Annotated in this window: 15 protein-coding genes; 10 read left to right on the top strand and 5 right to left on the bottom strand. The window is 34.9% G+C overall.

Annotated elements, in window-relative coordinates:
• Positions 1 to 255: 255 nt before the first annotated feature.
• The 3 genes from ACMA47_RS20965 to ACMA47_RS20955 are packed head-to-tail and all read right to left on the bottom strand — an operon-like array spanning position 256 to position 2693.
• Complete coding sequence (locus ACMA47_RS20965; protein ID WP_413931337.1) at positions 256 to 1293, bottom strand: patatin-like phospholipase family protein; 1038 nt, start codon at positions 1291 to 1293, stop codon at positions 256 to 258.
• 7 nt (positions 1294 to 1300) lie between these two features.
• Positions 1301 to 2101: a phosphatidate cytidylyltransferase gene (locus ACMA47_RS20960; protein ID WP_413931336.1), complete on the bottom strand. Its 801-nt coding sequence runs from the start codon at positions 2099 to 2101 to the stop codon at positions 1301 to 1303.
• Positions 2091 to 2693, bottom strand: coding sequence for a CDP-alcohol phosphatidyltransferase family protein (locus tag ACMA47_RS20955; protein ID WP_413931335.1), 603 nt, complete (start codon positions 2691 to 2693; stop codon positions 2091 to 2093). The genes ACMA47_RS20960 and ACMA47_RS20955 overlap by 11 nt, the downstream gene beginning before the upstream one ends.
• Before the next feature lie 153 nt (positions 2694 to 2846).
• Here ACMA47_RS20955 and ACMA47_RS20950 point away from each other — a divergent pair, with 153 nt between their 5' ends.
• Complete coding sequence (locus ACMA47_RS20950; RefSeq protein WP_129037989.1) at positions 2847 to 4454, top strand: CTP synthase; 1608 nt, start codon at positions 2847 to 2849, stop codon at positions 4452 to 4454.
• Between the two features lie 178 nt (positions 4455 to 4632).
• On the top strand, positions 4633 to 6432 hold the full coding sequence (gene yidC / locus ACMA47_RS20945; RefSeq protein WP_034696117.1) for a membrane protein insertase YidC: 1800 nt from the start codon (positions 4633 to 4635) through the stop codon (positions 6430 to 6432).
• 131 nt (positions 6433 to 6563) lie between these two features.
• On the opposite strand, the gene ACMA47_RS20940 is transcribed toward yidC, so the two are convergent.
• Positions 6564 to 7148, bottom strand: a complete 585-nt coding sequence (locus ACMA47_RS20940; protein ID WP_413931334.1) for a ribonuclease HII — start codon at positions 7146 to 7148, stop codon at positions 6564 to 6566.
• A gap of 545 nt (positions 7149 to 7693) precedes the next feature.
• Here ACMA47_RS20940 and ACMA47_RS20935 point away from each other — a divergent pair.
• The 8 genes from ACMA47_RS20935 (at position 7694) to argS (ending at position 24216) form a co-directional block, all read left to right on the top strand.
• The gene (locus ACMA47_RS20935) at positions 7694 to 10717 is read left to right on the top strand and encodes a SusC/RagA family TonB-linked outer membrane protein (RefSeq protein ID WP_413931333.1); all 3024 of its coding nucleotides are present in this window, start codon (positions 7694 to 7696) and stop codon (positions 10715 to 10717) included.
• 8 nt (positions 10718 to 10725) lie between these two features.
• Positions 10726 to 12378 carry a SusD/RagB family nutrient-binding outer membrane lipoprotein gene (locus ACMA47_RS20930; RefSeq protein WP_413931332.1) on the top strand — a complete coding sequence of 551 codons (1653 nt, stop codon included), beginning with the start codon at positions 10726 to 10728 and terminating at the stop codon, positions 12376 to 12378.
• Between the two features lie 405 nt (positions 12379 to 12783).
• Positions 12784 to 15741: a SusC/RagA family TonB-linked outer membrane protein gene (locus ACMA47_RS20925; RefSeq protein WP_407847519.1), complete on the top strand. Its 2958-nt coding sequence runs from the start codon at positions 12784 to 12786 to the stop codon at positions 15739 to 15741.
• Positions 15742 to 15744: 3 nt separating this feature from the next.
• Complete coding sequence (locus ACMA47_RS20920) at positions 15745 to 17205, top strand: SusD/RagB family nutrient-binding outer membrane lipoprotein (protein WP_079243179.1); 1461 nt, start codon at positions 15745 to 15747, stop codon at positions 17203 to 17205.
• A gap of 57 nt (positions 17206 to 17262) precedes the next feature.
• Positions 17263 to 17712, top strand: coding sequence for a lipocalin family protein (locus ACMA47_RS20915; RefSeq protein ID WP_407847515.1), 450 nt, complete (start codon positions 17263 to 17265; stop codon positions 17710 to 17712).
• A 332-nt stretch (positions 17713 to 18044) separates the two neighbouring features.
• Complete coding sequence (locus ACMA47_RS20910; protein WP_413931331.1) at positions 18045 to 20963, top strand: SusC/RagA family TonB-linked outer membrane protein; 2919 nt, start codon at positions 18045 to 18047, stop codon at positions 20961 to 20963.
• 2 nt (positions 20964 to 20965) lie between these two features.
• Complete coding sequence (locus tag ACMA47_RS20905) at positions 20966 to 22330, top strand: SusD/RagB family nutrient-binding outer membrane lipoprotein (RefSeq protein WP_413931330.1); 1365 nt, start codon at positions 20966 to 20968, stop codon at positions 22328 to 22330.
• A gap of 128 nt (positions 22331 to 22458) precedes the next feature.
• Positions 22459 to 24216 (top strand): arginine--tRNA ligase, encoded by a 1758-nt coding sequence (gene argS, locus ACMA47_RS20900; protein WP_413931329.1) that lies wholly within the window; start codon positions 22459 to 22461, stop codon positions 24214 to 24216.
• Between the two features lie 286 nt (positions 24217 to 24502).
• Here argS and ACMA47_RS20895 read toward each other — a convergent pair whose 3' ends face one another.
• The gene (locus ACMA47_RS20895) at positions 24503 to 25444 is read right to left on the bottom strand and encodes a YihY/virulence factor BrkB family protein (protein WP_413931328.1); all 942 of its coding nucleotides are present in this window, start codon (positions 25442 to 25444) and stop codon (positions 24503 to 24505) included.
• Position 25445: the final 1 nt, after the last annotated feature.

Raw genomic sequence — 25445 nt, 5'->3', positions numbered from 1 at the left:
GTGGTTTTCATTTTTTGTAAAAATAGATTTTAAAAGTGAAAATAGGATGGATGTTTTTAATATTAAATATAAACAGGTTTAAATTATTCAATAGGCACGGGCTTTAGCCCGTGATCACAATAGATTAAAATGCTATTGGCTTTAGCCGAAACTTAAAGATTCCCCATACAAAACCACCCCGTCAAAAATTCTTTGAATTTTCGCCACCCCTCCGAAGGAGGGGAATTTGCAAGTCTTCAGTTGGTGTATTTGTCATCACTTTTTAATACTCTTCATCGTTTGATCAAATCCGTACTGCCATTGAATTTCCATGTCTTTTACAAATTGTGGATAACTTTTCGGGAATGAAAAACTGACCTCAAATTTTCTCCAGTCAATTCCTTTTTTCAGATAATGTCCTTCCAGTTCCTGTTTTATATTTGTTGTATCAATCTGCAAGCCGGATAAAAGTTGGTTGGTTTCTGTAAGCCTTTCATTTCCACTGAATCCAAGTACGGATCGTACAAGAGCTTCTTCCACAGCATTGTAAGGATGTTTTTTTTCGGTAATGATTTCCTGTGCCAGATGTTGGCTTATTTCTGCCGGAACAAGATCTATAGCGCCACCTGCAAAGTGTTTTCCCTGAAGAAATGCCGGTTGTACATAAAACATATCGGAAACAGAAGCCCGAGTGCTTTCAAGCAGGGAAAAATGGGTGAAGATTTTGATCGATTCTTCAACTGCACTATTCCTAAAACTTGCAGAATTACTAATGATTTGTTCAGGACCGATCTTCTTTGCTGTTTCAGGATCTGTGAAGATTGTTTTTTGATATAATTTTCTTTCATTTCTCTTTTGTCCACATTCTTTGGGAATAAAAAGAAGTTCAGAGCCAATAATGATCGTAGGGATTTCTTTTGAAAACTGAATATTTTGGATAGATGGAAAACATTGGGATAGGTCTTGAGGCATTTCAACAAGATATCGGTTGAAAACATCTTCAATGAAGGGTGCTTTTCTTTTATCCAGAATTTTTTTCAAAGAGAAAAGTCCTATTTGCGAAAGCTTTTTCTGCTTTGTCAGTACAGTACCTGAAACAAACTGAAAATATTCTTCTGACTGTAGATATTCTTTTCGGGAAAGATGATCGGGGAATGCATTGATGATGGTAGCAGCAAATGATCCGCCACAGGAAGCAATCAGAAGATCTGGTTTGAGATCGAGTTCTTCCAGCGCGGCAAAAATCCCGAGATAAATCATCAGTCTCGTTCCGCCTCCAGAAAAAATAACCGCTTTTTTAAATTTTTCATCCATTGTTTTACTATTTGATCAGAAGAGGAAATAGCCAGAAGAATAGAGGAGCATTGAACATCAGACTATCCATTCTGTCGAGAAGTCCACCATGTCCCGGAAGAAGATTTCCAGTATCTTTTACCCCGGTTTTCCTTTTTACATAAGACATAAATATATCTCCAAAAAATCCTGAAATTCCAAGAAGGAGTCCTAGAATACTGTTAGTCAGAATACCAGTTTCAAGCAAAAAATATCCTAAAATATTACTCAAAATAACAGTAAGAAAGACACCACCGATAAGGCCCTCCAAAGTTTTATTGGGACTGATTTGAGGTGTTATTTTATGTTTTCCGAAAAATTTTCCCATCAGATACTGAAATACATCGTTCAGTTCTGTCACAACAACAATAAATATAATGGCAGTCAATCCATCAGATCTTTCCCTTATCCACAACAAATGTGGGAAAGCGAAAAGACAGATCAATAAAGCAACTGAAATTCCGTACAATTGCTTTTTGGGAGCTCCCGACAAGATAAAACGGCAGAAAATAAGTGTTGATATAAAAAAACTATATAAAAGGTAGGTTTCAATATTTAAAAAGTAGAGCAGGAAAAACTGTAGAAAACCTATGAACAGTGAAGGAAAAACAGGCGATGCATGAATTTTAAACATTCTTGAAAATTCAAAAAAACACTGATAGCTGATCCATGAAACAAAAACGGTCATGGCAACAGGATGTGAAATACCCAGCGCAAAAACAATAATGATGTAAATCCATGTTTTTACCCTTAAAGGAACATCTGCAAATTTATTTTCTTCAGGCTTCATGCAAAGATTTCTTAAGTCGGATATAAGTACTGATCAAAAGTAGAGCAATGATAATTCCAAAAATATATCGGGAAACCCCGGAAATATTAACTCCGATAAGCATTAATAAACCATACAGTCCAAGGATAAGAGCACGGTCACTTTTTCCCATAGGACCTTCATAACGTCTTTCTTTTCCCACAATTTTCCCCATCAATCCGGCAAATTCATTAATAATGCTCAGTACGATGAAGATGACAATAAGATATAAACTCTCTGGTTGAAATTTAAGAAGCGGGAAAAATATAATCACATCTGAAACAATATCACCCATCTCATTTAAAACTTCTCCAAGTTTACTGGTCTGATTGAATTTTCTGGCCATCATTCCGTCCAAAGCGTTTAAAGCCATTCTCAGAAGCAGTCCCACAGGAAGACTTAAAAAGAACCATTTTGAAAGATCCGCATTCCAGAATAAGATTCCAATGATTACAGATAAAAGGATAGAACTGATGGTAATCTGATTGGCTGTAATTTTATTTCTGTGGAAAAATAATAAAACAGGCGTGAGGAGCTGCTGGAATTTGGGTTTTAGTTTATAGACGGAAATCATGTTGGTTATAGCTTTGTTTCATTTGCTTATATCAAATATAGATAAAAATTTTTATCAGGTTTTATAATTGTTTGAAGGTGGTTTTGTCATTTTCAAAATGTAAAAGATTGCTTTGTATCTCTTTTTCCCATAACTTTGCACAAACCTAATCTAATGAGTAAAAAGAATACAAAGTACATCTTTGTGACAGGAGGTGTAACTTCATCTTTGGGAAAGGGAATCGTTTCTGCTTCTCTGGGACTTCTACTAAAATCACGCGGCTTTAATGTAACGATCCAAAAATTAGATCCTTATATCAATATCGACCCAGGAACTTTGAATCCTTATGAGCACGGAGAGTGTTATGTGACTGAAGATGGTGCAGAGACGGATCTGGATTTAGGCCACTACGAGCGTTACCTTGATGCTCCTACATCCCAAAACAACAACGTTACTACAGGAAAAATCTACCAGACTGTAATTGAAAAAGAAAGAAAAGGAGATTTCCTTGGAAAAACAGTTCAGGTAATTCCTCATATTACTAACGAAATCAAACGTAGAATTAAAATGCTTTCCAAGCAGAACTACGATATCATCATTACTGAGATCGGAGGAACTGTTGGAGATATTGAATCTTTACCTTATATTGAAACTGTTCGTCAGTTAAAATGGGAGTTAGGAGAGAAGAATTCTATGGTTATTCACCTTACTTTATTGCCTTATCTGGCTTCAAGTGGGGAATTAAAAACAAAACCATCTCAGCACTCCGTTCGTCAGTTGATGGAAAGCGGAATTATGGCAGATGTTTTAGTGTGTAGAACAGAACATAAAATTCCTAAAGATCAGAGAGCAAAATTAGCTCAGTTCTGTAATGTTGCTTTAGAGAATGTTATCGAATGTAAAGATCTTGAAACGATCTATGAAGTTCCAATGTATCTTCAGAAGCAGAACTTCGATGATGTAGTATTGAAAGAACTTGATCTGAAAAGTGATAAAGATGCTGATCTTAAAGACTGGAAGAGTTTCCTTAAAAAATTCCAGAACCCTAAGAAAACTGTTGAAATTGCATTGGTTGGAAAATATGTTTCCCTTCAGGATTCTTATATCTCTATTGCTGAAGCATTCAAACATGCAGGTGCTGACCTTGAAACTGAAGTAAAAGTAAGATGGGTATACAGTGGAGATATTACGGAAGAAAATATCAAAGATACTCTTAAGGGAGTGAATGGTATCCTTGTAGCTCCAGGTTTTGGAGACAGAGGAATTGAAGGAAAAGTTCTTACTGCAAAATATGCAAGAGAAAATAAAATTCCAATGTTGGGAATCTGTTTAGGAATGCAGATTATGACGATTGAATTTGCAAGAAATGTTTTAGGACATACCAAAGCAAACTCTATGGAATTTGATACAGCTACTCCTGATCCTGTAATTTCTTTGATGGAAGAGCAGAAAAATGTTGTAGATAAAGGAGGAACAATGCGTCTTGGAGCATGGAAGTGTACGTTGAAAAACGGATCTAAATTAAACGATATCTACGGAACTAAAAATATTTCTGAAAGACACCGTCACCGTTATGAATTCAACAGTGATTATCTTCAGGAGTTTGAAAAAAATGGTTTCCTTGCTACAGGGACTAACCCTGAAACAGGTTTGGTAGAAGCGTTGGAACTTCCTGATCATCCATTCTATGTGGGAGTTCAGTATCACCCGGAATATAAGAGTACGGTAGCAACACCGCATCCTTTATTCAGAGCTTTCATTAAGGCTTGCGAAAAGAAATAAGGTAAAATTTTATCATAAACGTCTACATATAAACTCAGGCTGAGAATAATCAGCCTGAGTTTATTATATAGTAACAACGTAAAGCATAGAGTTTTGATAAAAAAACAGTATTTTTGTCAGCTCAAATTACGTACACCAGTACGTACATTTTAAATTTAAAATTTTAATATAAAATAAAATGCAACAAAACAACGGAATCGATAAGAAGCAAATGATTAGTTTCGCGGTTTTATGCCTTGTTCTCTTCGGTTTTATGTTCTACTTCCAGAACAAACAAACGAAAGAAGCTGAGTTGAAAGCTCAGGAGCAAAAAACGGAACAGGCTAAAAATGCCGTAAAGCAAACTCAGGCAAACAATATCAATCCAAATGTAACTCCTAATGCAATCCAGACGGCAAGCCTTGGAAATAATGAATTGAAACTTGAATTTTCAAGCTTAGGAGGACAGGTTTCCAAAGTAGAGCTTTTAAAATATAAAGCCTACAATCACAAAACAGACAATGCAGATCAGCCACTTTATCTGATCACTAAAAATAACTCTAACTACGGTTTTCAGTTTAAAGATAAAACAGGAAAGATTGTTAATACTAAAGATTTAGTTTTCTCACCTACTGTTAATGGAAATGCGGTAACCTTAACTGCAGATTATAATGGTGCTGTCATTCAATTCATTTACACACTGCTTCCAAAATATACCCTTGATTTTAAAGTAAGAACTCAGGGACTTTCTAAAATTACTTCTGATAATAAAGCAGATTTCATTTGGGATTATAATGTAAGAAACCTGGAAAAGGGTAGAGCTCAGGAGCAGTCTCACTCCGAGTTTTCTTATGCTTTCAATAATTATAAAGACTATGATTATGATGGACGAACCACAATGGAAGAGGAAAAAGAAACCCTTAACTGGATTGGTGTAAAGCAGCAGTTTTTCTCTTCAGTAATTGAAGCTAAAAACGGATTTACTCAAAATAAAGGAAACCAGGAAAATGTTGAAGAAGGAGAATATCTGAAGAAATTCAACTATGAAGGTTTCGTTCAAATGACTGGAAGTGAGCTGAACCAGGATTTCACATGGTATTTTATGCCATTGGATTTACCATTGCTTAAATCTTATGATAAAAACTTTGATGAGATTCTTCCTTTAGGTTGGTCATTCATTGGAGCAATGAACCGTTATTTCTTCATGTGGTTATACAGCATTATCGCTGCGTGGGGATTATCAGCAGGTTGGGTTATTTTTGTAATGACAATCATTGTGAAACTGATCCTTTCACCTATTATGTATAAGCAGCACAAACTAAGTGCAATGATGAAGGTGATCCGTCCGGAAATCGATGAGGTGAATGCGAAGTTCAAGGATGCAGATCCGATGAAGAAACAGCAGGCTACAATGGAAGTTTACAGAAAGGCTGGAGTAAATCAGATGGCGGGATGTTTACCGGCATTGGTTCAGATTCCAATTTTCTATGCCTTATTCCGTTTCTTCCCGAACTTTATTGATCTTAGAGGACAGGGGTTCTGGTTTGCAAAGGATTTAACAGCGTATGATGATTTGATTAAGCTTCCATTTAAAGTTCCTTTCCTTGGGGATCACTTAAGTATTTTTGCTTTAGCTTGTACAGTTGTTATCTTGATTTATACCGTAATGACTTCAGGAAATATGCAACAGCCTCAGCAGGAAGGAATGCCAAATATGAAGGTTTTAATGTATATCTTCCCGATTACATTCCTATTCTTCCTTAACACTTCGGCTTCAGGTCTTTCATGGTATTATTTTGTATCAAATGCGATTAACATCCTCATCATCCTTGTTATTAAGTATGTGATTCTGGATGAGAAAAAAATCCATGCTCAGATTCAGTCTAACAAGGAAAAACCGAAAGCAGAAGGTAAATTCCAGAAGAGAATGAGAGAAATGATGGAGAAGGCTCAGGAGCAGCAAAAAACTCAGGAACAGCAAAGAAATAAGAAGAAGTAATTCTTCATTATAGCATAAAAAAGAGAAGCAATTATTATAATTGCTTCTCTTTTTTATTGGGTATTTTATTTAGAAAGATTTTAAATTTCTAATGGATGTCTACGAATTTAATAATTGAAAATGAGTGTTTTTCAATCATATTTAAGCCTGAAAGATTGTCTGTGATGAGGTGTTGGACCATATTTTATAAGGGCTTCCTGATGTTTTTTTGTAGCATAGCCAAAATTGGTGTCCCAGCCGTATTCAGGATGTTTTTCGTGGAGTTGAATCATTAATTTATCTCGGTAATTTTTGGCAAGAATAGAGGCTGCAGCAATAGATAAAACCTTGGAATCTCCTTTGATAATACATTGATGCGGGATGTAGTTATAAGGATGAAATTTATTTCCGTCCACCAAAATAAGTTCAGGAGTTATTGTCAGTTGATCCAAAGCACGGTGCATTGCATGAATACTTGCATTAAGAATATTATGTTCGTCAATAAAGGAAGGAGGTAATTCTGCGATGGCATAGTTTTTCACATTGTCTTTGATATAACTATCCAGTTCCATACGTGTTTTGAACGTTAATTTTTTGGAATCATTAACCAGATTTTGTTTGAAGTCATCATCTAAGATTACCGCTGCTGCTACCACCGGACCACTTAAACATCCTCTTCCTACTTCATCACATCCGGCCTCGATATAAAGGTTCGACCAGTTTTTTATTAGCTCCATATTTGTCTGAAATAACAGATACAAAATTAAAAAAACAAATGTATTAATCAGTTTTTTGATTGAATGATTTTGTCAAATATAATGTACTTGTCTTTTTTGTGGATGACCCTTAAATATTTGAAATTGATGGTTTTTGTTAAAAAGGGTTGTTTTTTTGATAATTTTACTATTGTTTTTAATTGTTGATGTTTTTTCTACTTTTTTTGTGAGAAGCTTAATTGTTGTTTGATTAATGATGTTGTATTCTTATGGTGGTTTTGTTGAATTTGTGTAGGGTTATTTCTTTAGTTTGGCTGTTTTTGTTGTTTTTTTTATGAATTTTATATGATAATTATTAATTTAAAATTTAATTACAATTTTTTGAATAATGTAGTCTGATTATGTTTTAATATTTGTTAAAATTTTTATTTTTAATAAATATTAATGATTTTATTGTGTGTTTTTTTGGTGATAATTTAAATTATTATATTTTTTTAAGAAAAAGCTTTGTGTTTTTAAGAAAGTTTTACAAATTTGTAGCCTGTAAAAAAATAATTGAATTTGATATGAAGAAATTAACTGCGAGTGTATTTGCGGTTGTACTATCATCCTCATTTGTGATGATGTCAGCCCAAAACACGAAGGATACTCTAAAAACCAAAAATATAGAGGAAATAGTTGTTACTGGTGCCTTGGGTATTAAGAAGAAAGCGGACGCTATTACAAATGCTCAGCAGATAGTAAATACCAAGGAACTTAACCAGGCTGCAGCTCCAGGTGCAGTTCAGGCGTTAACAGGAAAAGTGTCTGGACTACAAATTACCAACACAAACAGTGCTGTTGATCCAAGTTTTAAAATCATTTTGAGGGGGTCAAAATCAATTACTGGTAACAACCAGGCTTTGGTTGTTATTGATAACGTAATTTCAGATGCTACAGTTCTAAACTCTTTACCACCGGAAATCATTCAGAATGTGAATGTTATAAAAGGGCTGCAAGGGGCTGCTTTATATGGGTCTCAAGGGGTAAACGGAGCTATTATCGTTACAACTAAAAGAGGATCAAAATCTGAAAAAATTCAGGTTAATCTTACCTCTGCTGTAGAAGTTACTCAAGGATTTAAATATCCACTTACACAAAAAAAATACGGAAAAGGAGTTCAGGATGACAGTTATAGTGATGCTGATTATGGTGGCACTAACTATGTACCATGGGAAAACATGTCTTGGGGAGCAGCTTATGACTATCCAGGATTTGGAGGAACATTGGTTCCAAGTGGTTTACCACAAGCAGATGGTAAATTTATCTATGAAAAATATGCTCCTGTAAAAGATCACTTTTCAAAATTCTTTACTAATGGAGTTAGTTTCCAGAATGGAGTGAGTGTAAATGCAGGTGGATCTGACGGCTATGCATTTATGTCAATTAACAGGTTAGACAATACCTTTGTTGTGGATGGAGATAAGATGAGACAGAACAACTTCTTATTCAAAGCAGGGAAAAAACTTGGAAAATTAAGAATTGATGGTCAGTTCAATTATATTGGAAGATTAGTTAATAAAACTGATTCTGGTATCTATGATGATATTTTACAAATGCCATCTAGTAATGATATTAGAAAATATAGAAATTCTGGAATTGGAGGATACCTTACAGCTTATTCTACGAACCCTTACTGGACTGTGGAGCATGCAAGATATAATACTAACAGAGATTATTTAAATGGAATATTGTCATTACAATATGAATTTAATAAGCATATCAATATCAGCTATACAGGTAATTTAAACCTTACTAAGACTCAGCAGGATAACTGGAATGATGGATCTACCGGTATTATCAGTTATTCTAATACAGGAGTTCCATTCCTGGATTCTCATACTCTAAATCAGTTTGGATCTCCGGATGTTACTGCTTATTATTTCAATAGAACTTATAACGACAGAAAATACTACGGAGATTTAATGTTAAATTTTGACTATGATTTAACATCAGATTTGAATTTGAAATTTAATATTGGAAATAACATCCAGGATAGTTATTATACTGCAAGAACAGTTGGAGGAACTGGATTGTTTATCCCGGGATGGTATAACTACAATAACGTATCTAATCCATCTCAATATGGAAGTACTGATGCTCAGGCTGATGGAGGGTATATGGATAATTATACTACCAGAAACAGAGTATTTGCAGGATTTGCCAATGTAGATTTAGCATATAAAGATTATCTATTCTTAAATGGAACATTCAGATATGAAAAGAATTCTGTTTACACAGTAAATAGTAGAGATCCACTTACAAATGCTAGATTGACAGATAATAAGCCATATTCTTATTATTCAGTGGGGGTGTCATTCATTCCAACCAAAGCATTTGATTTTGGAGGAAATGTGTTAAACTATATGAAAATCGCTCCGAGTTTCACAAAGGTAGGAAACTCATCAGGTATTAACCCATATAACGTTAATGCAACGGGTATTATTCCTACAGGATATCCTTTTGGACCTATGCCTTCTTATATCATGTCTACAAGTATTACGAATCCTAATATTAGACCTGAGTTCGTAAACACTTTTGATTTAAATATTGCTTTAGGTTTCCTAAAAGATAGAATTACTTTAGAAGGGTCTGTTTATCAGTCTACTACACAGGATTTGATCAGTAGTATAACACCTTCAAGTTCTTCTGGTTTATCTTCTTACAGAGATAATATCGGTAAGTCTAGAATGAAAGGATTTGAAGTTGATTTAGGAGTAACACCAATTAAAACTCAAAATATTACTTGGAATCTTCACGCAGGATATGCAATGTCAAGAACAAAATTGTTAGAACTAAGCAGCGGGGCAGAAAGAGTTCCTATCCTAACATATACAACTCCTTCTGTAGGTTTGGCAGCAGTAGTAGGTGAAAATTTCTATTCGATTGTTGGAACCACTTATCAAAGAGATCCAAATGGTAACATCATTGTAAATTCAAATGGAGTACCATTAGTGAATTCTGCAACGAAAGTATTAGGAAGTTTAAATCCAGACTATACAATGACATTTAATACTTCTTTCAGGTATAAAGCATTTACCCTTTCAGCGGTGGCTGATTTCCGTAAGGGAGGTAAGTTTGTGTCATTTTCAAAAAGATTGTTAGCATTTACTGGAGCGCTTGAAGAAACAGCAAGCCAGGATAGAACTCAAGGTTATGTTGTGCCAGGTTCAGTTCAACTTGTTAATGGTGCATATGTTCCGAACTCAACACCTGCTTATGGTGATGATTATAACGGGGCAACAACATATTGGTCAGGTTCAATTTACAGAAACGTTGGGGAAAACTTAGTAGTAGATGCAACTGCATTTAAAGTAAGAGAGATTGCTATATCATATGATGTTCCAAAATCTGTTTTAAACTCTACGTTTGTAAACAGCCTTAGTTTAAGCTTATATGCTAGAAACCCTATTATTATTTACTCAAAAGATAATAGAAACTTTGCAGATCCGGAAACGGCAAGTAGTAATGATAATGCTGCAGGGATTGCATTAACAACCCAATATCCTACAACAAGAACTTTTGGTTTTAAAATTAACGCAACTTTTTAATTAAGAAAATGAAAAATAAATTATATATAATTGCATTGTCAACTTTATTACTTGGATCTGTTTCATGTAATGATTACCTTGATATTAATGAGAGTCCGGATAGGATTTCTGCAAATGATCTGACTCCTAACTTTGTTTTTCCAGGAGCTGTTACAAACAGTTATTATGTACAGGCGAGAAGATTAAATCTTTTTGCAGGAATAATGATGAATAGTGTTGCTGGAAACTCTTACTCATATGGAACTCCTTTTGTAGATGAATATTCTCCAAATATTACCAGTGCATTTTATGCTGATGTTTGGGATCAGTTATTTAGAAATGTTTCTAACTTCCAGTTTGTTTTAGATTACAGTGATCCAACTGGTGAATATACGCAGTATAAAGCGATGTCTAAAATCATGAAGGCTTATTATGTTCAGACATTGACAGATTTATGGGGAGATATGCCATATTCTGAAGCTTTCAAAAGAGAATTAAATCTGACTCCTAAATATGATAAAGGAGAGGATATTTACAAAGCTTCCATTGCAGATATCGAAAGTGCAATCCAAATGATAGATTCAAACAAAGGAACTAATCCAGGAAGTTCAGATGTTGTTTTTAAAGGATCTATGAGTAACTGGAAAGCATTTGCAAATACGCTAAAACTTAGATATCTTATCAGAATGTCCAATGTTACAGGTGATTTAGCTACTTATAGAGATCAAAAACTGGCAACTTTACAAGGAGCAACGTTTAATACAGCTGATGTAACTGTAAACCCTGGATATTCTCAAGGTTCTGATGCTCAGCAAAATCCATGGATGAACTATTATGTTTATACCAGTGCCGGAGCTCAGCCTCAAAACTGGACATTAGTTGTTCCTTCAGAACATATTTCTATTGCTTTAAATGGTAATACCGTTCATAGAGAAGGACTAGCTACGGTTCCGGATACCAGAAGTGTATATCAGAAATTTAATGGTATTGTTGATGGAAGAAGAGGTAGAATATTTACTCTAGTTTCCACAAAAGATAATAATGGTCTTTCTACAGCAAATGTTGAAGGAGTAAGACAAGGGGCAACTCCTGGACAGCCAGGTGCTCCATCTCTTAGAACTGTTTCAAGAACTGGTGATGGCTTAATTGTAGGATCTCAAACTATTGGAGCTACAGATGCTGCTGGAAGAAAAGCTGAATTAATTCAGAAAGGTTCTTCAAAAGCAGGAGTTCTAATGACAAAAGCTGAAACGGAATTTTTATTAGCCGAGGCTGCGTTGCGTTATCCAGCACAATTTTCAGCTGCCCAGACCCATTTTGAAGGAGGTATTGCTGCATCTTATGCTTATCTGGGAGCGTCTGGCGCACCAGCGTATATAACTAGTGTAAATGCTGTGCCTAAATTAGGATGGACCGGAACTGATACTAATAAGATGGAAGCAATTATGACTCAGAAATGGATTGCTTTAACAGGAATCAACCCTGAACAATCGTATTTTGATTACACAAGAACATCTTATCCGGAAACTCCGTTACCTACAATCTCGCTTAAAACAGTTAAGCCTAACAGATTGTTGTATCCAAACTCCGAATATCAATCTAACGCTAACAATGTTCCAAACATGGCAGCGGATGATGTTTTTGCTAAAAATAAATTTACCCCATTCTGGGCTAGAAACTAATTTTTGTAAAACAATTTTAATATATTTTACCGCCTTCGGGCGGTTTTTTTGTTTTAAAAAGTGAATATTAATGAAATTGTAAAAATATGCGCAGCATAATATTGTTTGCTGATTGGGGTTAGTTTTTAATCTTTTTATTTTTAATTTATTGATATTCAATTTGTTTGTATTAACGGTTGAATTTGGAATATAGATTATATCAATTTAATTGATTGTTATTATTTCTTAAAAAAAATTAAGTTTTAAATGATGTGTTTTTGTTAAATATTTTGTTTTTAACTTATTTTAATAATTTATTGATTGTTTTTGTTTTAAAATATTGAATAAGTTGTAATTTTTTCACATTTTGCTTTGTGGTATTAAGAAAGTTTTACAAATTTGTAAAGTCACAAAAATTAATTTGATATGAAGAAACTAACAGCAAGTCTTCTTGTTTTAGTATTGTCTTCTTCCATAGCTGTTGCCAACGCTCAGCAAAAGAATGATACTATTAAAACAAAAGAAATTGAGGGAGTGGTTGTAACCGCTCTCGGTATTAAAAGAGAGAAAAAATCTCTTGGTTATGCTTCTGAAGAAGTTAAAGCTGCGGAATTAACCGGTGGAACTACCAATACCGGAAACGTCGCATCTCTTCTTTCAGGTAAAGTAGCCGGACTACAGGTAAATACAAACAACAACTTTGGCGGATCTGCAAACCTTTTGATCAGAGGATATAAATCTCTGTCCGGAGGATCTCCACTTATTGTAATTGATGGTTCACCAGTTAACAATAATACAGTAACCGGATCTGTATTCGATTACGGTAACTTTCTTTCAGATATTAACCAGGAAGACATAGAATCTGTAAACGTACTGAAGGGTGCTGCTGCATCAGCTTTATATGGTGAAAGAGGAAGTGATGGTGTAATCTTAATTGTAACTAAAAGCGGACGAGGAAACAATGACGGAAGCTGGGGTGTTACTCTCAACTCAGGAATTACAGCCGGATTTATTGATAAATCTACTTTCCCTACCTATCAGACAAAGTATGGAGCAGGATACGGTGGCCAGGCATGGAACGAAGATCCGGGACCTGGAGGTTACAATTATGCTAACTTTGTAGATGATGCATCTTACGGACCGGCATTTAATCCCAACCAATTGGTTTACCAATGGGATTCATTTGATCCCTCTTCTCCAAACTATGGAAAAGCTACACCTTGGGTTGCTGCGAAAAACGGACCTATTAAATTCTTTGAAACACCAGTTACCTACATTAATACAATTACCATTGAAAAAGGAAACAAAACTTCGAATCTTTCCTTGTCATATTCCAATATGCTTTCTAATGGTTTGATGCCTAACTCTGAACTTAAAAAAAATACAATTTCTGCGAAATTTAATCACGATTTTACAGATAAATTACACGCCTCTGTTTTCACAACTTTAACTTTACAAGATACTAGAGGACGTAATGAAACTGGCTATTCAGATAATATTGTTTCTGGTTTCAGACAGTGGTGGCAGACCAACGTAGATGTGTTGGCATTAAGAGATGCTTATGCTAACAATGGAAATAGTAACTTTTCCTGGAACAGATCTACAGCGGCTGATGGAACTCCTCAATATTGGAACAATCCATATTTCCAAAGATATCAAAATTATCAGTCTGATGACAGGACCAGAATATTCAGTTATGCACAGTTAAAATATGATGTTTCCAAAAATTTTGGAATTACAGGGAAACTATCTTATGATGATTTACAGATGGTTGTAGAAGAGAGATTAATGAATGGATCGCTTCCACAGGCATTTGGTGCATCCGGGCTTAATGTAAGTTCAGGATACGCAAGAACCAATGTGAAAAATACTGAGATCAACTTTGATTTATTTGCTAATTACAAGGTTGATATTACTTCAGACCTAAGTGTTAGCGGTATTGCAGGAGGGAACGTTAGAAGAAACCTTGTGGATAATATTTTTATGAGTACAGAAGGAGGGTTATCTAAACCTGGGCTTTTTGCTATATCCAACTCTGTAAGAACGATACTTCCTCCTGATGAAAACTATGCAAAATGGGTTACTTCCAGTTTATATGCAACAGCATCTTTTGGGTATAAGAACTTCTTATTTGTGGATGGTACTTATCGTGTAGACCAGTCGTCTAACTTACCAAAAGGAAATAATAGCTATGGATATCCTTCGGTTACAGGTGCTGTTATTCTATCTGAATTTGTAAAACAACCATGGTTAAGTTTCTGGAAATTGAGAGCAAACTACGCTGAAGTAGGTTCTTCTACCAACAATTACAGATTGGTAAATACTTTCAAAGCTAGAGGTGAAGGTCTGTTTGATCAACCTTTTTTCCTTGCGAATCCAAACCTGAAACCTCAAAGATCTAAGGAAACAGAATTTGGTATGGAGGCACAATTCTTCAAAAACAGATTAGGTTTTGATATTGCAATCTATAAAACCAGAACATTTGATCAGATTATCAATTTACCGGTTTCTTCCGCAACAGGATATAGAACCTTCCTTGTAAATGCAGGACAGATTGATAACAAAGGTATTGAAGTACAGTTAAACGGGACACCATTTAAAACAAATAATTTTACATGGGATGTAAACGTGAACTGGTCTAAAAATGAGAATAAAGTTATTGCATTAAATGGTGATTCTCAGAATTACTTAATAGCAAGTTATCAGGGGGGAGTTTCTCTTAACGCACGTGTAGGAGAGTCTTTTGGAGCTTTGGTAGGATCAGATTATGTATATAATGCGAATGGCGATAGAGTCATTGATCCAGCTACTGGTCGTTATTTAAGAAATAATAATCAGGTTATAGGGAATATCACACCAGACTGGGTAGGTGGTATCAGAAACAGCTTCCGTTATAAAGATTTCTCAGTAAGTTTCCTTATTGATGTAAAAAAAGGAGGTGATGTATTCTCTACCGATATGTATTACGGATTAGCAACTGGTCTTTATGCAGAAACAGCTGATTATAGAGAGGGTGGATTTGTACATCCAGGTGTTAACCCGAATGGAAATGTAAATACAACACCTGCGATTAATCCGGGATCTTTTGGTAACGTAGACGGATATAGAAGAATGCCGAATAAAAGATTCGTTTATGATGCATCTTATGTAAAACTTAGAGAAGCAAGTATAGGGTATAACCTTCCTAAATCTGTTCTGGCAAATACGGCTATTCGTGATGCAAAAATTTCAATTGTAGGTAGAAACCTTTGGATTATCCACAAAAACTTACCATATGCAGATCCGGAAGCGGGTACTGGGAATGGTTTAGGAGCTAAAGGTAATTCTATCGGAGTACTACCTACTACCCGTGATATTGGGATTGATATAACTTTAAAATTCTAGAAAATGAAAAAAATATTTTTAATTATAGGTTTAGCTTCATTATCGTTAACTTTTACATCTTGTGAAAGAGACATTACGTCACTAAATGAAGACCCTAAACACCCAACTGAAGTTCCGTCAGGAGTACTTTTTGCCAGTGCTGAACATGCACTTCTTGACCAGCTATTGTCTGCCAATGTAAACCGTAACATCACCAGGTTTTTTACACAGCAGTGGTCAGAAACTACTTATACTGATGAGACGAACTATGATATGGTGACAAGACCAATTCCAAGAAATCACTATAATCGTATGATGGCATCAGCATCAGCTACAATTAATTCTCCAGGAGTATTATCTGCATTAAGAGATGCCAGAAGATTTCTTGAGAGCGAAGGAGTAGATCCCGTTACTAAAAATAACAATATTGCTATGATTGAATTAGTAAATGTTTATGCATGGGCTAATTTGGTTGATACATATGGTGATATCCCTTATTTCGGAGCATTGAAAGCTACCGCTGAAAATCCAGGAAGTGCGGAAATTCCTTATGATGATGCAAAAACAGTGTATCTGGACCTTATCAAAAGAATTGATGCTGCTGTTGCTATGATTAATACCTCTGGTAGTGGATATGATAAGGATTTGATCTATAAAGGAGACATGACTAAATGGAAAAAAATGGGTAACTCATTGAAATTCAGAATGGCTGTAACCTTAGCAGATAGCGACCCTGCATTGGCTAAAACGTATGCAGAAGCAGCTTACACTGCGGGATTATTTACTGATAAAATGGATAATTTCGGACTGCAGACTTTTCCATCGGGATTGTTATCAAATCCTGTGTACCAGGATGTTATTCAATCTGGTAGAAATGACTTTATTCCGTCAGACGTTCTTGTTGATTTTATGAATACTACTTCAGATCCAAGAAGAGCAACGTGGTTTACACAGGTTGCCGGTGCTTATGTTGGAGGGGTTTATGGAGACCAGAATATTTTCAAAGACTACTCTCACTTTACCAACGTAATTTCTGGAGAAAATGCACAAGGCTTTTTATTAGATTATTCTGAAATTCAGTTTTTAAGAACTGAAGCCGCTGCAAGAGGATTTAGTGTTGGTGATACTGCCGCTAATCTATATGAATCTGCAATTAAAGCATCAATGACTGAGTATGGTATTACTGAGGCTACTGCAAATACTTTTATAGCTGCCAATCCATATAATGCTGCCAACTGGAAAAAATCTGTGGGTGAGCAAGCTTGGATAGCAATGTTCAATAAAGGGTTCCAGGCATGGAATTTTGCAAGAAGACTGGACTTCCCTGTATTTGTAAATCCTGGGGGGTCTGTGGTAGAATCTGTACCGGTAAGAATGAAATATTCTGATCAGGAATATCTTCTTAACGCTAAGAATGTGAATGCTGCCGCTTCAAAAATTGGAGGTGACAAAGTATCCACAAAAATATTTTGGGATAAATTTTAAATTAAATAATAATTCCTCAAACCTACTCGTAGGTTTGAGGAATATAAAAACATTTTTATGAGATTTTTTATAGGAATTGTTCTTTTAATGAGTGTTGCATCATGTTCCAGTGATGACGACCGTGCAGTTGAAAATGAAAATGTAAGTATTAATGGGACTTGGAAACCATATAAGTATGAGTTTAGAGGTAAAGATGTCACATTGAGTGACTGTGAAAAGAAAGGAGTTATATTTATAAATCCGGATTTCTCGGGATCTTATGAAAGATATGATTTGTCTTCTTCTTCCGGAAACTGTAATCTTTTTGATTCTTTTGGAGGAAAATGGACCTTTGATAAAATGTATCAGACATTAACCCTTACCTATACAGAAGCTGGAGTTTCCAAAACAATGAAAAAAGAAATTGATTCCTATTCCAATACTGAATTAAGAATTAATGATAATAGTAAAAACCTGGACAATACGCCTGGAAATGACGAGGCAGTCTTAGTTTTCCGAAAAGAATAAATATTCTTATTTATCTAAAAAAAACCGCCATTTGGCGGTTTTTTTTATTTGCAATTATTTTTATAAAGAATTTTGTGAATTAAATCTTACTTTTTTGTTTATATTAATCTTAAAATCAGTATGTTGTGTGTTTTGTTGAAAAGTGGTTTTAAATGATATCAATTAAAAAAATGATGTTATTTTTTTTATCAAATTTTTTGTTTTTAATGTATTTTATTAATTGTTTTGCTTGTTTTTACTCTTTTTACTTGTTGTTTTGTTATTTTTTTTAAGTTTTGCTTGTTGAATTGTTAATAAAAATACAATTTTACTGAGTAAAAATTAATTTTGATATGAAGAAACTAACAACAAGTCTGCTTGTTTTGGTATTGTCTTCCTCTGTTGCCATTGTAAATGCTCAGCAGAAGAAAAAAGATACCATCACACAGACAAAAGAGATTGAAGGTGTAGTAGTAACTGCACTTGGGATTAAAAAAGAGAAAAAGACAATAGGATATGCTACTTCGCAAGTCAATGGAGATGATTTAAAAAAGTCAGGGGAGGCAAATATTATTCAAGGTTTAGCAGGAAAAGCTGCGGGAATTCAAGTTACAGGCTCTTCTGGTACACCAGGAGCTTCAAGCAAAATTCTGATTAGGGGCCAAAAGTCAATTAATTTATCAAGCCAACCTATTATAGTTCTAGATGGACAGATTATTGATAACTCTGTTAATAATAATGCAGGACAGGGCAGTAATTTGGCTGGAGTAGATGACTCGAACAGAGCTATTGATATAAATCCTGATGATATTGAAAGTGTATCAATTTTGAAAGGTGGCGCAGCAGCGGCGTTATATGGAGAAAATGCTAGGAATGGTGTAATTATTTATACAAGTAAGAAAGGGAGAAAAAGAAAAGGAATTGGAATTGATTTTTCTACAGCTGTATCTTTTGATATGATTACTCGCTTACCGAAACTTCAAAAAACCTATGCCGCTGGAACTAATGGAGTTACCTATATTGCGCCTGCTCAATATGGCTCTGATGGTTTTGCTACAACATCGGGAACCAATCAAAGTTGGGGGCCATTAATTTCAAGCGTATCTGGTTTGAAGGCCTATGATAATACTAAAAACTTCTTTGAAACAGGTGTTACACAAAATTATAACCTGGCTTTTTCAGGAGGTGGGGATTATGGTAATTTCAGAGCTTCATTTGGACATATTGATCAAACGGGGATTATTCCAAATACGTCGCTTAAAAAGACAAGTTTTGGGGTGAATTCTGAATTTAAGTTAACCGATAAGTTAAAAGCTGGAGCTGATGTAAAGTTTTCGAATACAAATGGATTAAGAGCTCAGAAAGGGAGTAATATTGCTGGAGTAATGTTGTCTTTACTGAGAACACCAGCAACCTATGACCTTAGAGATTATCAGACTGTACAAGGATATAATAAAAATTATTTTGCAGCATATGACAATCCATATTATACAGTATACAATAACCCATATAAAGACGAGACAAACAGATCCATTATTAGTGGTTATTTAACTTATAATTATAATAAAGCTTTGAATATATTGTTAAGAGCGGGAGTTGATACGTATACAACTCATGCTCAGCAGAATTATTCATTCTCAAGTAATGGTAATTCAACAGCTGACCGAACAGGCCAGGTCGTTGTAGACACTTATACACAAAGTCAATACAATTTAGATTTAATCTTTAGTGGGTTAGTTAACTTTACTGATAACATTAATTTGAATTATAGTTTTGGGGGGCAGATCATTTCTAAATTTGGAAATGATCAATATACTCAAGGATCTACAATGTTGGAACCTAATCAATTCAACCTTTCTAACTTTACCACTTTTGTTTCCAATAATACAGATTTCAAACAAATTAAAAGAGGGATATTGGCTTCGGCAGAATTCGGATTTTATGACCAGTTTTATTTAACATTAACAGGTAGAAATGATTGGAGCAGTACATTGCCTAAACAAAACAGTTCTTATTTCTATCCTTCTGTTTCAGGATCTTGGCTGTTTAATAAGACATTAAATTTACCAAACTGGGTTAATTTAGGAAAAGTAAGAGTAGCTTATGCGAAAACTTTTGCATCTGCTAATCCATACAATATTGTTAACACTTATGGAACTCCAACCTATTTTGATACATTTGGTCCACAATTAACTTCTCCGTATATGGGAGTTGGAGCCTATGGGTTAACTACCATTGCGAAAAATCCAAATTTAAAGCCTGAGCGAAATGACGAATTTGAAGTCGGTTTAGAATTAGAATTATTTAAAAGGGTACGCTTAAATGCGAGTGCTTATAAATCAACCAACTATGACCTACTTATCCAAGCTCCCGTTGCACCATCTTCTGGATTTCAGAATTATTTTACCAACGGTCCTACAGTTGAAAATAAAGGTATAGAAGTAGAATTAGGGTATGATATTCTTAAAAATCAAAACTTTAACTGGAGTGTAAACCTTAACTGGGCTAAAAACGTAAATAAGGTCGTTGAAATACAAGACAATTTAAATTTCTCCAGTGAGGGAGGTGATTTCTTTTCAGGAAATGTTGTTCCTGCCATCATTAAAGGTGAACCTTTGGGAGTATTTTATGGTACGGCTTGGAAAAGAGATTCGGCTGGGAATTTAATTATAGGATCTGATGGTTTACCATTAGTTTCTGCAGAATCTCAAATTATTGGAAATCCTAATCCGGACTGGTTAGGAGGAATCAGAAATAATTTCAGTTATAAAAATTTGTCATTAAGCTTTTTGTTAGATATACGTAAAGGTGGAGACATTTGGAACGGAACATTAGCGAGATTAAATAGATTAGGGATGACACAAGCTTCTGCTGATGACAGATCAGCTATGTATACAATACCAGGCGTTACTGAAACTGGTGCTCCTAATACGAAAGCAATTAATAATAAACTGTATTATTCAAGCTTTATAGGAGATGGATCTGGTAGTGCGAATGAACAACAGATGGAAAGAGATATAAATTGGCTTAGGCTACGAGATGTCAGTTTATCATACAATTTTGGTAAAATGTTATCTAATACTCAAACTCTATCTTTTATAAGAGATGCTCAGGTTACTTTTTCTGCTAGAAACTTATTTTTAATTACTAACTACAAAGGTGTAGACCCTGAAACATCTATTGCTGGTGCAAGTTCAAATACTAATGGATTTGATTACTTCAATAATCCAGGAACAAGAAGTTATACACTATCATTTAAATTCACTTTCTAATTATGAAAAAAATAATATATATACCTATAATTATTGCCGGATTATTTCTAAATTCTTGCCAGCATGAACTAGATACGTTTAATGACAACTCCAATAACCCGACAGAAGTTACTTCTCCTAAAACTTTATTTACCGGTGCAGCTGTAGGAACAATTGGTAATTCAACAGGTAACTTGACAAGACAAATAAGTTTGTTGACTCAGCATACCAATGGTAATCTGTTTCAGTCATTAGATTATACCAATTATTTTTTAACAGAACTGGATAATGAAACAGATTGGTCTAATATTTATAAGACGGGAGTAAATCTTCATCAGATTATCACTCAGTTTGGGGATAAATATCCTTATTATTCAGGTATGGCTAAGATTTTATTAGCCTTAAATATGGGTTATGCAACTGATACATGGGGTGATGTACCTTTTTCAGAGGCGTTTCAAGGAGTCAATAATTTCTCTCCGAAATATGATTCTCAGCAAAATGTTATTGCTCAGATTCAAAGTTATTTGGATAGTGCAATAATAGATTTATCAAAACCTGGAAGTGCTAATTTAGGGTTACCGGCAGGTGATGATATTTTTTATGGAGGAAATACAGATAAATGGAAAAAATTAGCCTATGCCATTAAAGCACGATATGCATTAAGACTAACTCAAAGAGAAGGAAGTACTGTAGCAGCTCAGAAGGCTTTAAACTACTTACAAAACTCGTTTACTTCCAGTTCTGATAACTTAGTAGCTCAGTTTGATGGAGGAAATAATCAAAATCTTTGGTTTGCGTTTGATAATCAAAGATCAGGTTATATGTCTATGGGAAAATATTTTATAGATCTTTTAAAGAATAGTAGTGATCCAAGGCTACCTCATTATGCTGGATTAGATGCATCCGGGGGGTATTCTGGATCAGCTCCGGAAGATAGTAATACAGATGCATCTCCTTTCGGAAGTTACTTTGCAGGAAGTGCAAGTACATCAAATATAATATTTAGCTATAGTGAAATTAAATTCATAGAAGCAGAAGCACAATTCAGACTGGGAAATACTGTAGGTGCTCAAGCTGCCCTGAAAGCTGCTGTAAGTGCATCTTTGATAGATGTTACGGGTGCTGATAATCCTGTTTTTGCTACTACAGCTTCAGCTGCAGTAACATTACAGAATATTATTACTCAAAAATATTCTTCCCTGTTTACTACAATGGAGCCTTATAATGATTGGAGACGTACAGGCTTCCCTGTATTAACCGCTAATCAAAATAGCCAATCTAAAAAAATACCTTTGAGATTAATAACTCCTAAAGCTGAAAGAACATTAAATAATAATGCAGCAGTCGTGAGTGATGTGAGTATACCCGTTTGGTGGGATAACTAAGACCATTTAAATTTTTAAACCGCCTTCGGGCGGTTTTTTTATTTCCGTATATTTGTAACTCAGATTTTGAGCTGAAACAGACTGTAAAAATGTTTCAGTGATAAGCATTAAAAAGAGAATTTAGAAACATGAATATTAAAGATATTATAGAACAGAAACTTTCGGAGGTTATTTTAAATGTATATCAGTTAAAAGACATCAAACTGGAAGTTCAGGAAAATAAAACGGAATTTGAGGGTGATTTTACCATTGTTACTTTTCCGTTGGTAAAACAATTGAAGAAAAACCCTGAAAGCATTGGGGTTGAATTAGGTGAAGCTTTGACAGAAACGGATCTTTTTGAGAGCTTTAATGTAGTAAAAGGTTTCCTTAATGTGAAGGTGAAAAATCAATTGTTTGTGGATAACTTCAGATCCGTAACTAAGAATTTTTCCACTATAGAAAAGAAAAATGCTACGGTAATGGTAGAATATTCTTCACCGAATACCAATAAACCATTGCACTTAGGGCATATCAGAAATAATTTATTAGGATTCTCAGTAGCTCAGATTTTAAAAGAAGCCGGATATGATGTAATCAAAACTCAGATCATCAACGATAGAGGTATTCATATCTGTAAATCTATGCTGGCTTGGGAGAAATTCGGGAACGGAGCAACTCCTGAAACGACCAATACCAAAGGAGACAAATTTGTTGGAAACTACTATGTAGAATTTGACAAAAACTATAAGAAAGAGATTGCAGAACTTGTAGAACAAGGTGTAGGAGAGGAGCAGGCGAAAAAAGATGCTCCGGTAATGAAAGAAGCTCAGAAAATGCTGTTGGATTGGGAAAATGGAGATCAAACTGTAAGAGCACTTTGGGAAGAAATGAACTCGTGGGTTTACAAAGGATTCAATGAAACCTATAAAAGATTAGGGGTTGATTTTGATCAGGTTCAATATGAAAGCAATACATATATTTTAGGAAAAGACCTTATCCAGGCTGGTTTGGATAAAGGTGTTCTGTATCAGAAAGAAGACGGTTCTGTTTGGTGTGATCTTACGGATGAAGGACTTGATCAGAAACTGTTGTTACGTTCAGACGGTACCTCAGTGTATATGACTCAGGATCTTGGAACGGCAGTGGAACGTTTTAAACAGAATAATATCCAGAAACTGATCTATACCGTAGGAAACGAACAGGATTATCACTTCCAGGTTTTATTTAAAATCCTGAAAAAATTAGGATATGAATGGGCAGATCAGTTGTTCCACCTTTCTTACGGAATGGTAGAATTGCCTGAAGGTAAAATGAAATCCCGTGAAGGAACTGTAGTAGATGCAGATGATCTGATGCAGGAAATGTATGAAACAGCAAAATCTAAAGCTCAGGAATTAGGAAAACTGGAAAGCCTTTCAGAAGAAGATAAAGAAGCATCTTATGAAACGGTAGGATTAGGAGCATTGAAATATTTCATGCTTAAAGTAGATCCTAAGAAAAAAATGCTTTTCAACCCTGCAGAAAGTATTGATTTCAACGGAAATACAGGGCCGTTTATTCAATATACGTATGCACGTATTCAGTCATTATTGTCTAAAGCTGGTGCTTTACAGTCAGAAACTGCTGATATTGAATTGAATCAGTCTGAAAAAGAATTGATCATGCAGTTGACCAACTTTAAAACTGTTGTAGCCAAGTCAGCGGAAACCTTAAGTCCGGCTTTGGTTGCCAACTATGTTTATGACCTTGTGAAAGCATACAACTCTTTCTATCAGAATAATCCGATCCTGAATCAGGAAGATGAAAATGTAAAACAATTCCGTTTGAATATCTCGGATATCACAGCAAAAACGATCAAAAAATCGTTAGAATTACTGGGAATCGGAACCGTAAACAGAATGTAAAAATAGAAAGCCTCCTGAATTTTTCAGGAGGCTTTTTTATATATAGGAATTTTTTATACTTATAAAAAAATATTAAAACCATTAAGGTGGATTTAAGAAATAAAGTATAGTTAAGATGAATCATTCTGATTTTTAGGCTTATAGCGAAGTTTATCTTAATACTCTTAACACCTTAACAGACTCTTAATGTTTCAAAAATAAAAGTTTAAATACTTTCATAAAATAATCCCGTATCAGGAATATCCCGAATCTCAAAATCTCGCAACCCGAACCTCGCAACCCAAATCTACGTTTTATCATTACTCTCACCCTGCATCTGTTTCAGACTATCCGCATACAACTTAGCAGGAGTCCATCGTGCATGTTTGGAAAGAACTACTTTATATCCTTTTTTATAAGTATACACTTTAGTGAATTCCGCGCCAAAGAATATCAGCATACAGGAATAATTGATCCACATCATAATCAGAATGACTGTTCCGGCAGCACCAAAGGCTGAAGTAGGTTTTACCTGATTAAAATAAAGACTTAATAAAAATTTTCCGAGTGTAAATAAAACTGTAGTCAAGAATGCTCCTTTCCATACCGGTTTCCAGCTGACCAAAACATCAGGCAACACTTTAAACATTAAAGCAAATAAGAGCATTACAAGTCCAAAGCCTACAGCGAAATTCACGGTTTCTACCAGCATATACGTTTCAAAACCAAAATATTGGGTGATAATCGTATTAAACAGGCTGATCAGAGAAGATAAAATCATGGTGATCATCAGAAGAAATCCCAGGATGAGAATCATCCCTAAAGAATTCGCTCTGTCCAGTAAAAATTTGAGTAATGCTTTTTTGGGTGCGGCTTCTACTTCCCAAAGTGTATTTAATGAATGCTGAAGCTGAAAGAAGAGCGTAGTAGAACCGAAAACCAATGATCCGACTCCAACTGCCTTCATAAAAATATTCTTTTTGTCAATAAGAGCACCGGCGAGCATACCTTCAATACTTTTCGCTACATCCGGTCCCATTATACCGCTGATCTGGGTGCTGATCTGCCCACGGATAGCTTCTTCACCAAAGAAATTTCCAAGTACCCAGATAATAATAATCAATAATCCCGGGATAGAAAAGATGGCATAATAGGCAAGACTTGCTGAATCTTTTGATGCAGTAGAATTGTTCCATTCAGTGAATGTATCTTTCAGAACTTCCCAGAAAAATTTAGCAGTATTGATCATA

This window comes from Chryseobacterium sp. T20 (assembly GCF_047345655.1).
In the GTDB taxonomy this organism is placed as follows: Bacteria; Bacteroidota; Bacteroidia; order Flavobacteriales; family Weeksellaceae; genus Chryseobacterium.
The sequence above is the reverse complement of the archived record's forward strand: the minus strand, read 5'-3'. Positions and strand labels throughout refer to the sequence as shown.

Coding starts and splice junctions, on each gene's coding strand:
- ACMA47_RS20940 (WP_413931334.1), bottom strand. CDS start 7,148: ATGGAGCTAATAAAAAACTGGTCGAACCTTTATATCGAGGCCGGATGT.
- ACMA47_RS20895 (WP_413931328.1), bottom strand. CDS start 25,444: ATGATCAATACTGCTAAATTTTTCTGGGAAGTTCTGAAAGATACATTC.
- ACMA47_RS20950 (WP_129037989.1), top strand. CDS start 2,847: ATGAGTAAAAAGAATACAAAGTACATCTTTGTGACAGGAGGTGTAACT.
- ACMA47_RS20935 (WP_413931333.1), top strand. CDS start 7,694: ATGAAGAAATTAACTGCGAGTGTATTTGCGGTTGTACTATCATCCTCA.
- ACMA47_RS20920 (WP_079243179.1), top strand. CDS start 15,745: ATGAAAAAAATATTTTTAATTATAGGTTTAGCTTCATTATCGTTAACT.
- ACMA47_RS20955 (WP_413931335.1), bottom strand. CDS start 2,693: ATGATTTCCGTCTATAAACTAAAACCCAAATTCCAGCAGCTCCTCACG.
- ACMA47_RS20960 (WP_413931336.1), bottom strand. CDS start 2,101: ATGAAGCCTGAAGAAAATAAATTTGCAGATGTTCCTTTAAGGGTAAAA.
- argS (WP_413931329.1), top strand. CDS start 22,459: ATGAATATTAAAGATATTATAGAACAGAAACTTTCGGAGGTTATTTTA.
- ACMA47_RS20930 (WP_413931332.1), top strand. CDS start 10,726: ATGAAAAATAAATTATATATAATTGCATTGTCAACTTTATTACTTGGA.
- ACMA47_RS20965 (WP_413931337.1), bottom strand. CDS start 1,293: ATGGATGAAAAATTTAAAAAAGCGGTTATTTTTTCTGGAGGCGGAACG.
- ACMA47_RS20910 (WP_413931331.1), top strand. CDS start 18,045: ATGAAGAAACTAACAACAAGTCTGCTTGTTTTGGTATTGTCTTCCTCT.
- ACMA47_RS20905 (WP_413931330.1), top strand. CDS start 20,966: ATGAAAAAAATAATATATATACCTATAATTATTGCCGGATTATTTCTA.
- ACMA47_RS20925 (WP_407847519.1), top strand. CDS start 12,784: ATGAAGAAACTAACAGCAAGTCTTCTTGTTTTAGTATTGTCTTCTTCC.
- ACMA47_RS20915 (WP_407847515.1), top strand. CDS start 17,263: ATGAGATTTTTTATAGGAATTGTTCTTTTAATGAGTGTTGCATCATGT.
- yidC (WP_034696117.1), top strand. CDS start 4,633: ATGCAACAAAACAACGGAATCGATAAGAAGCAAATGATTAGTTTCGCG.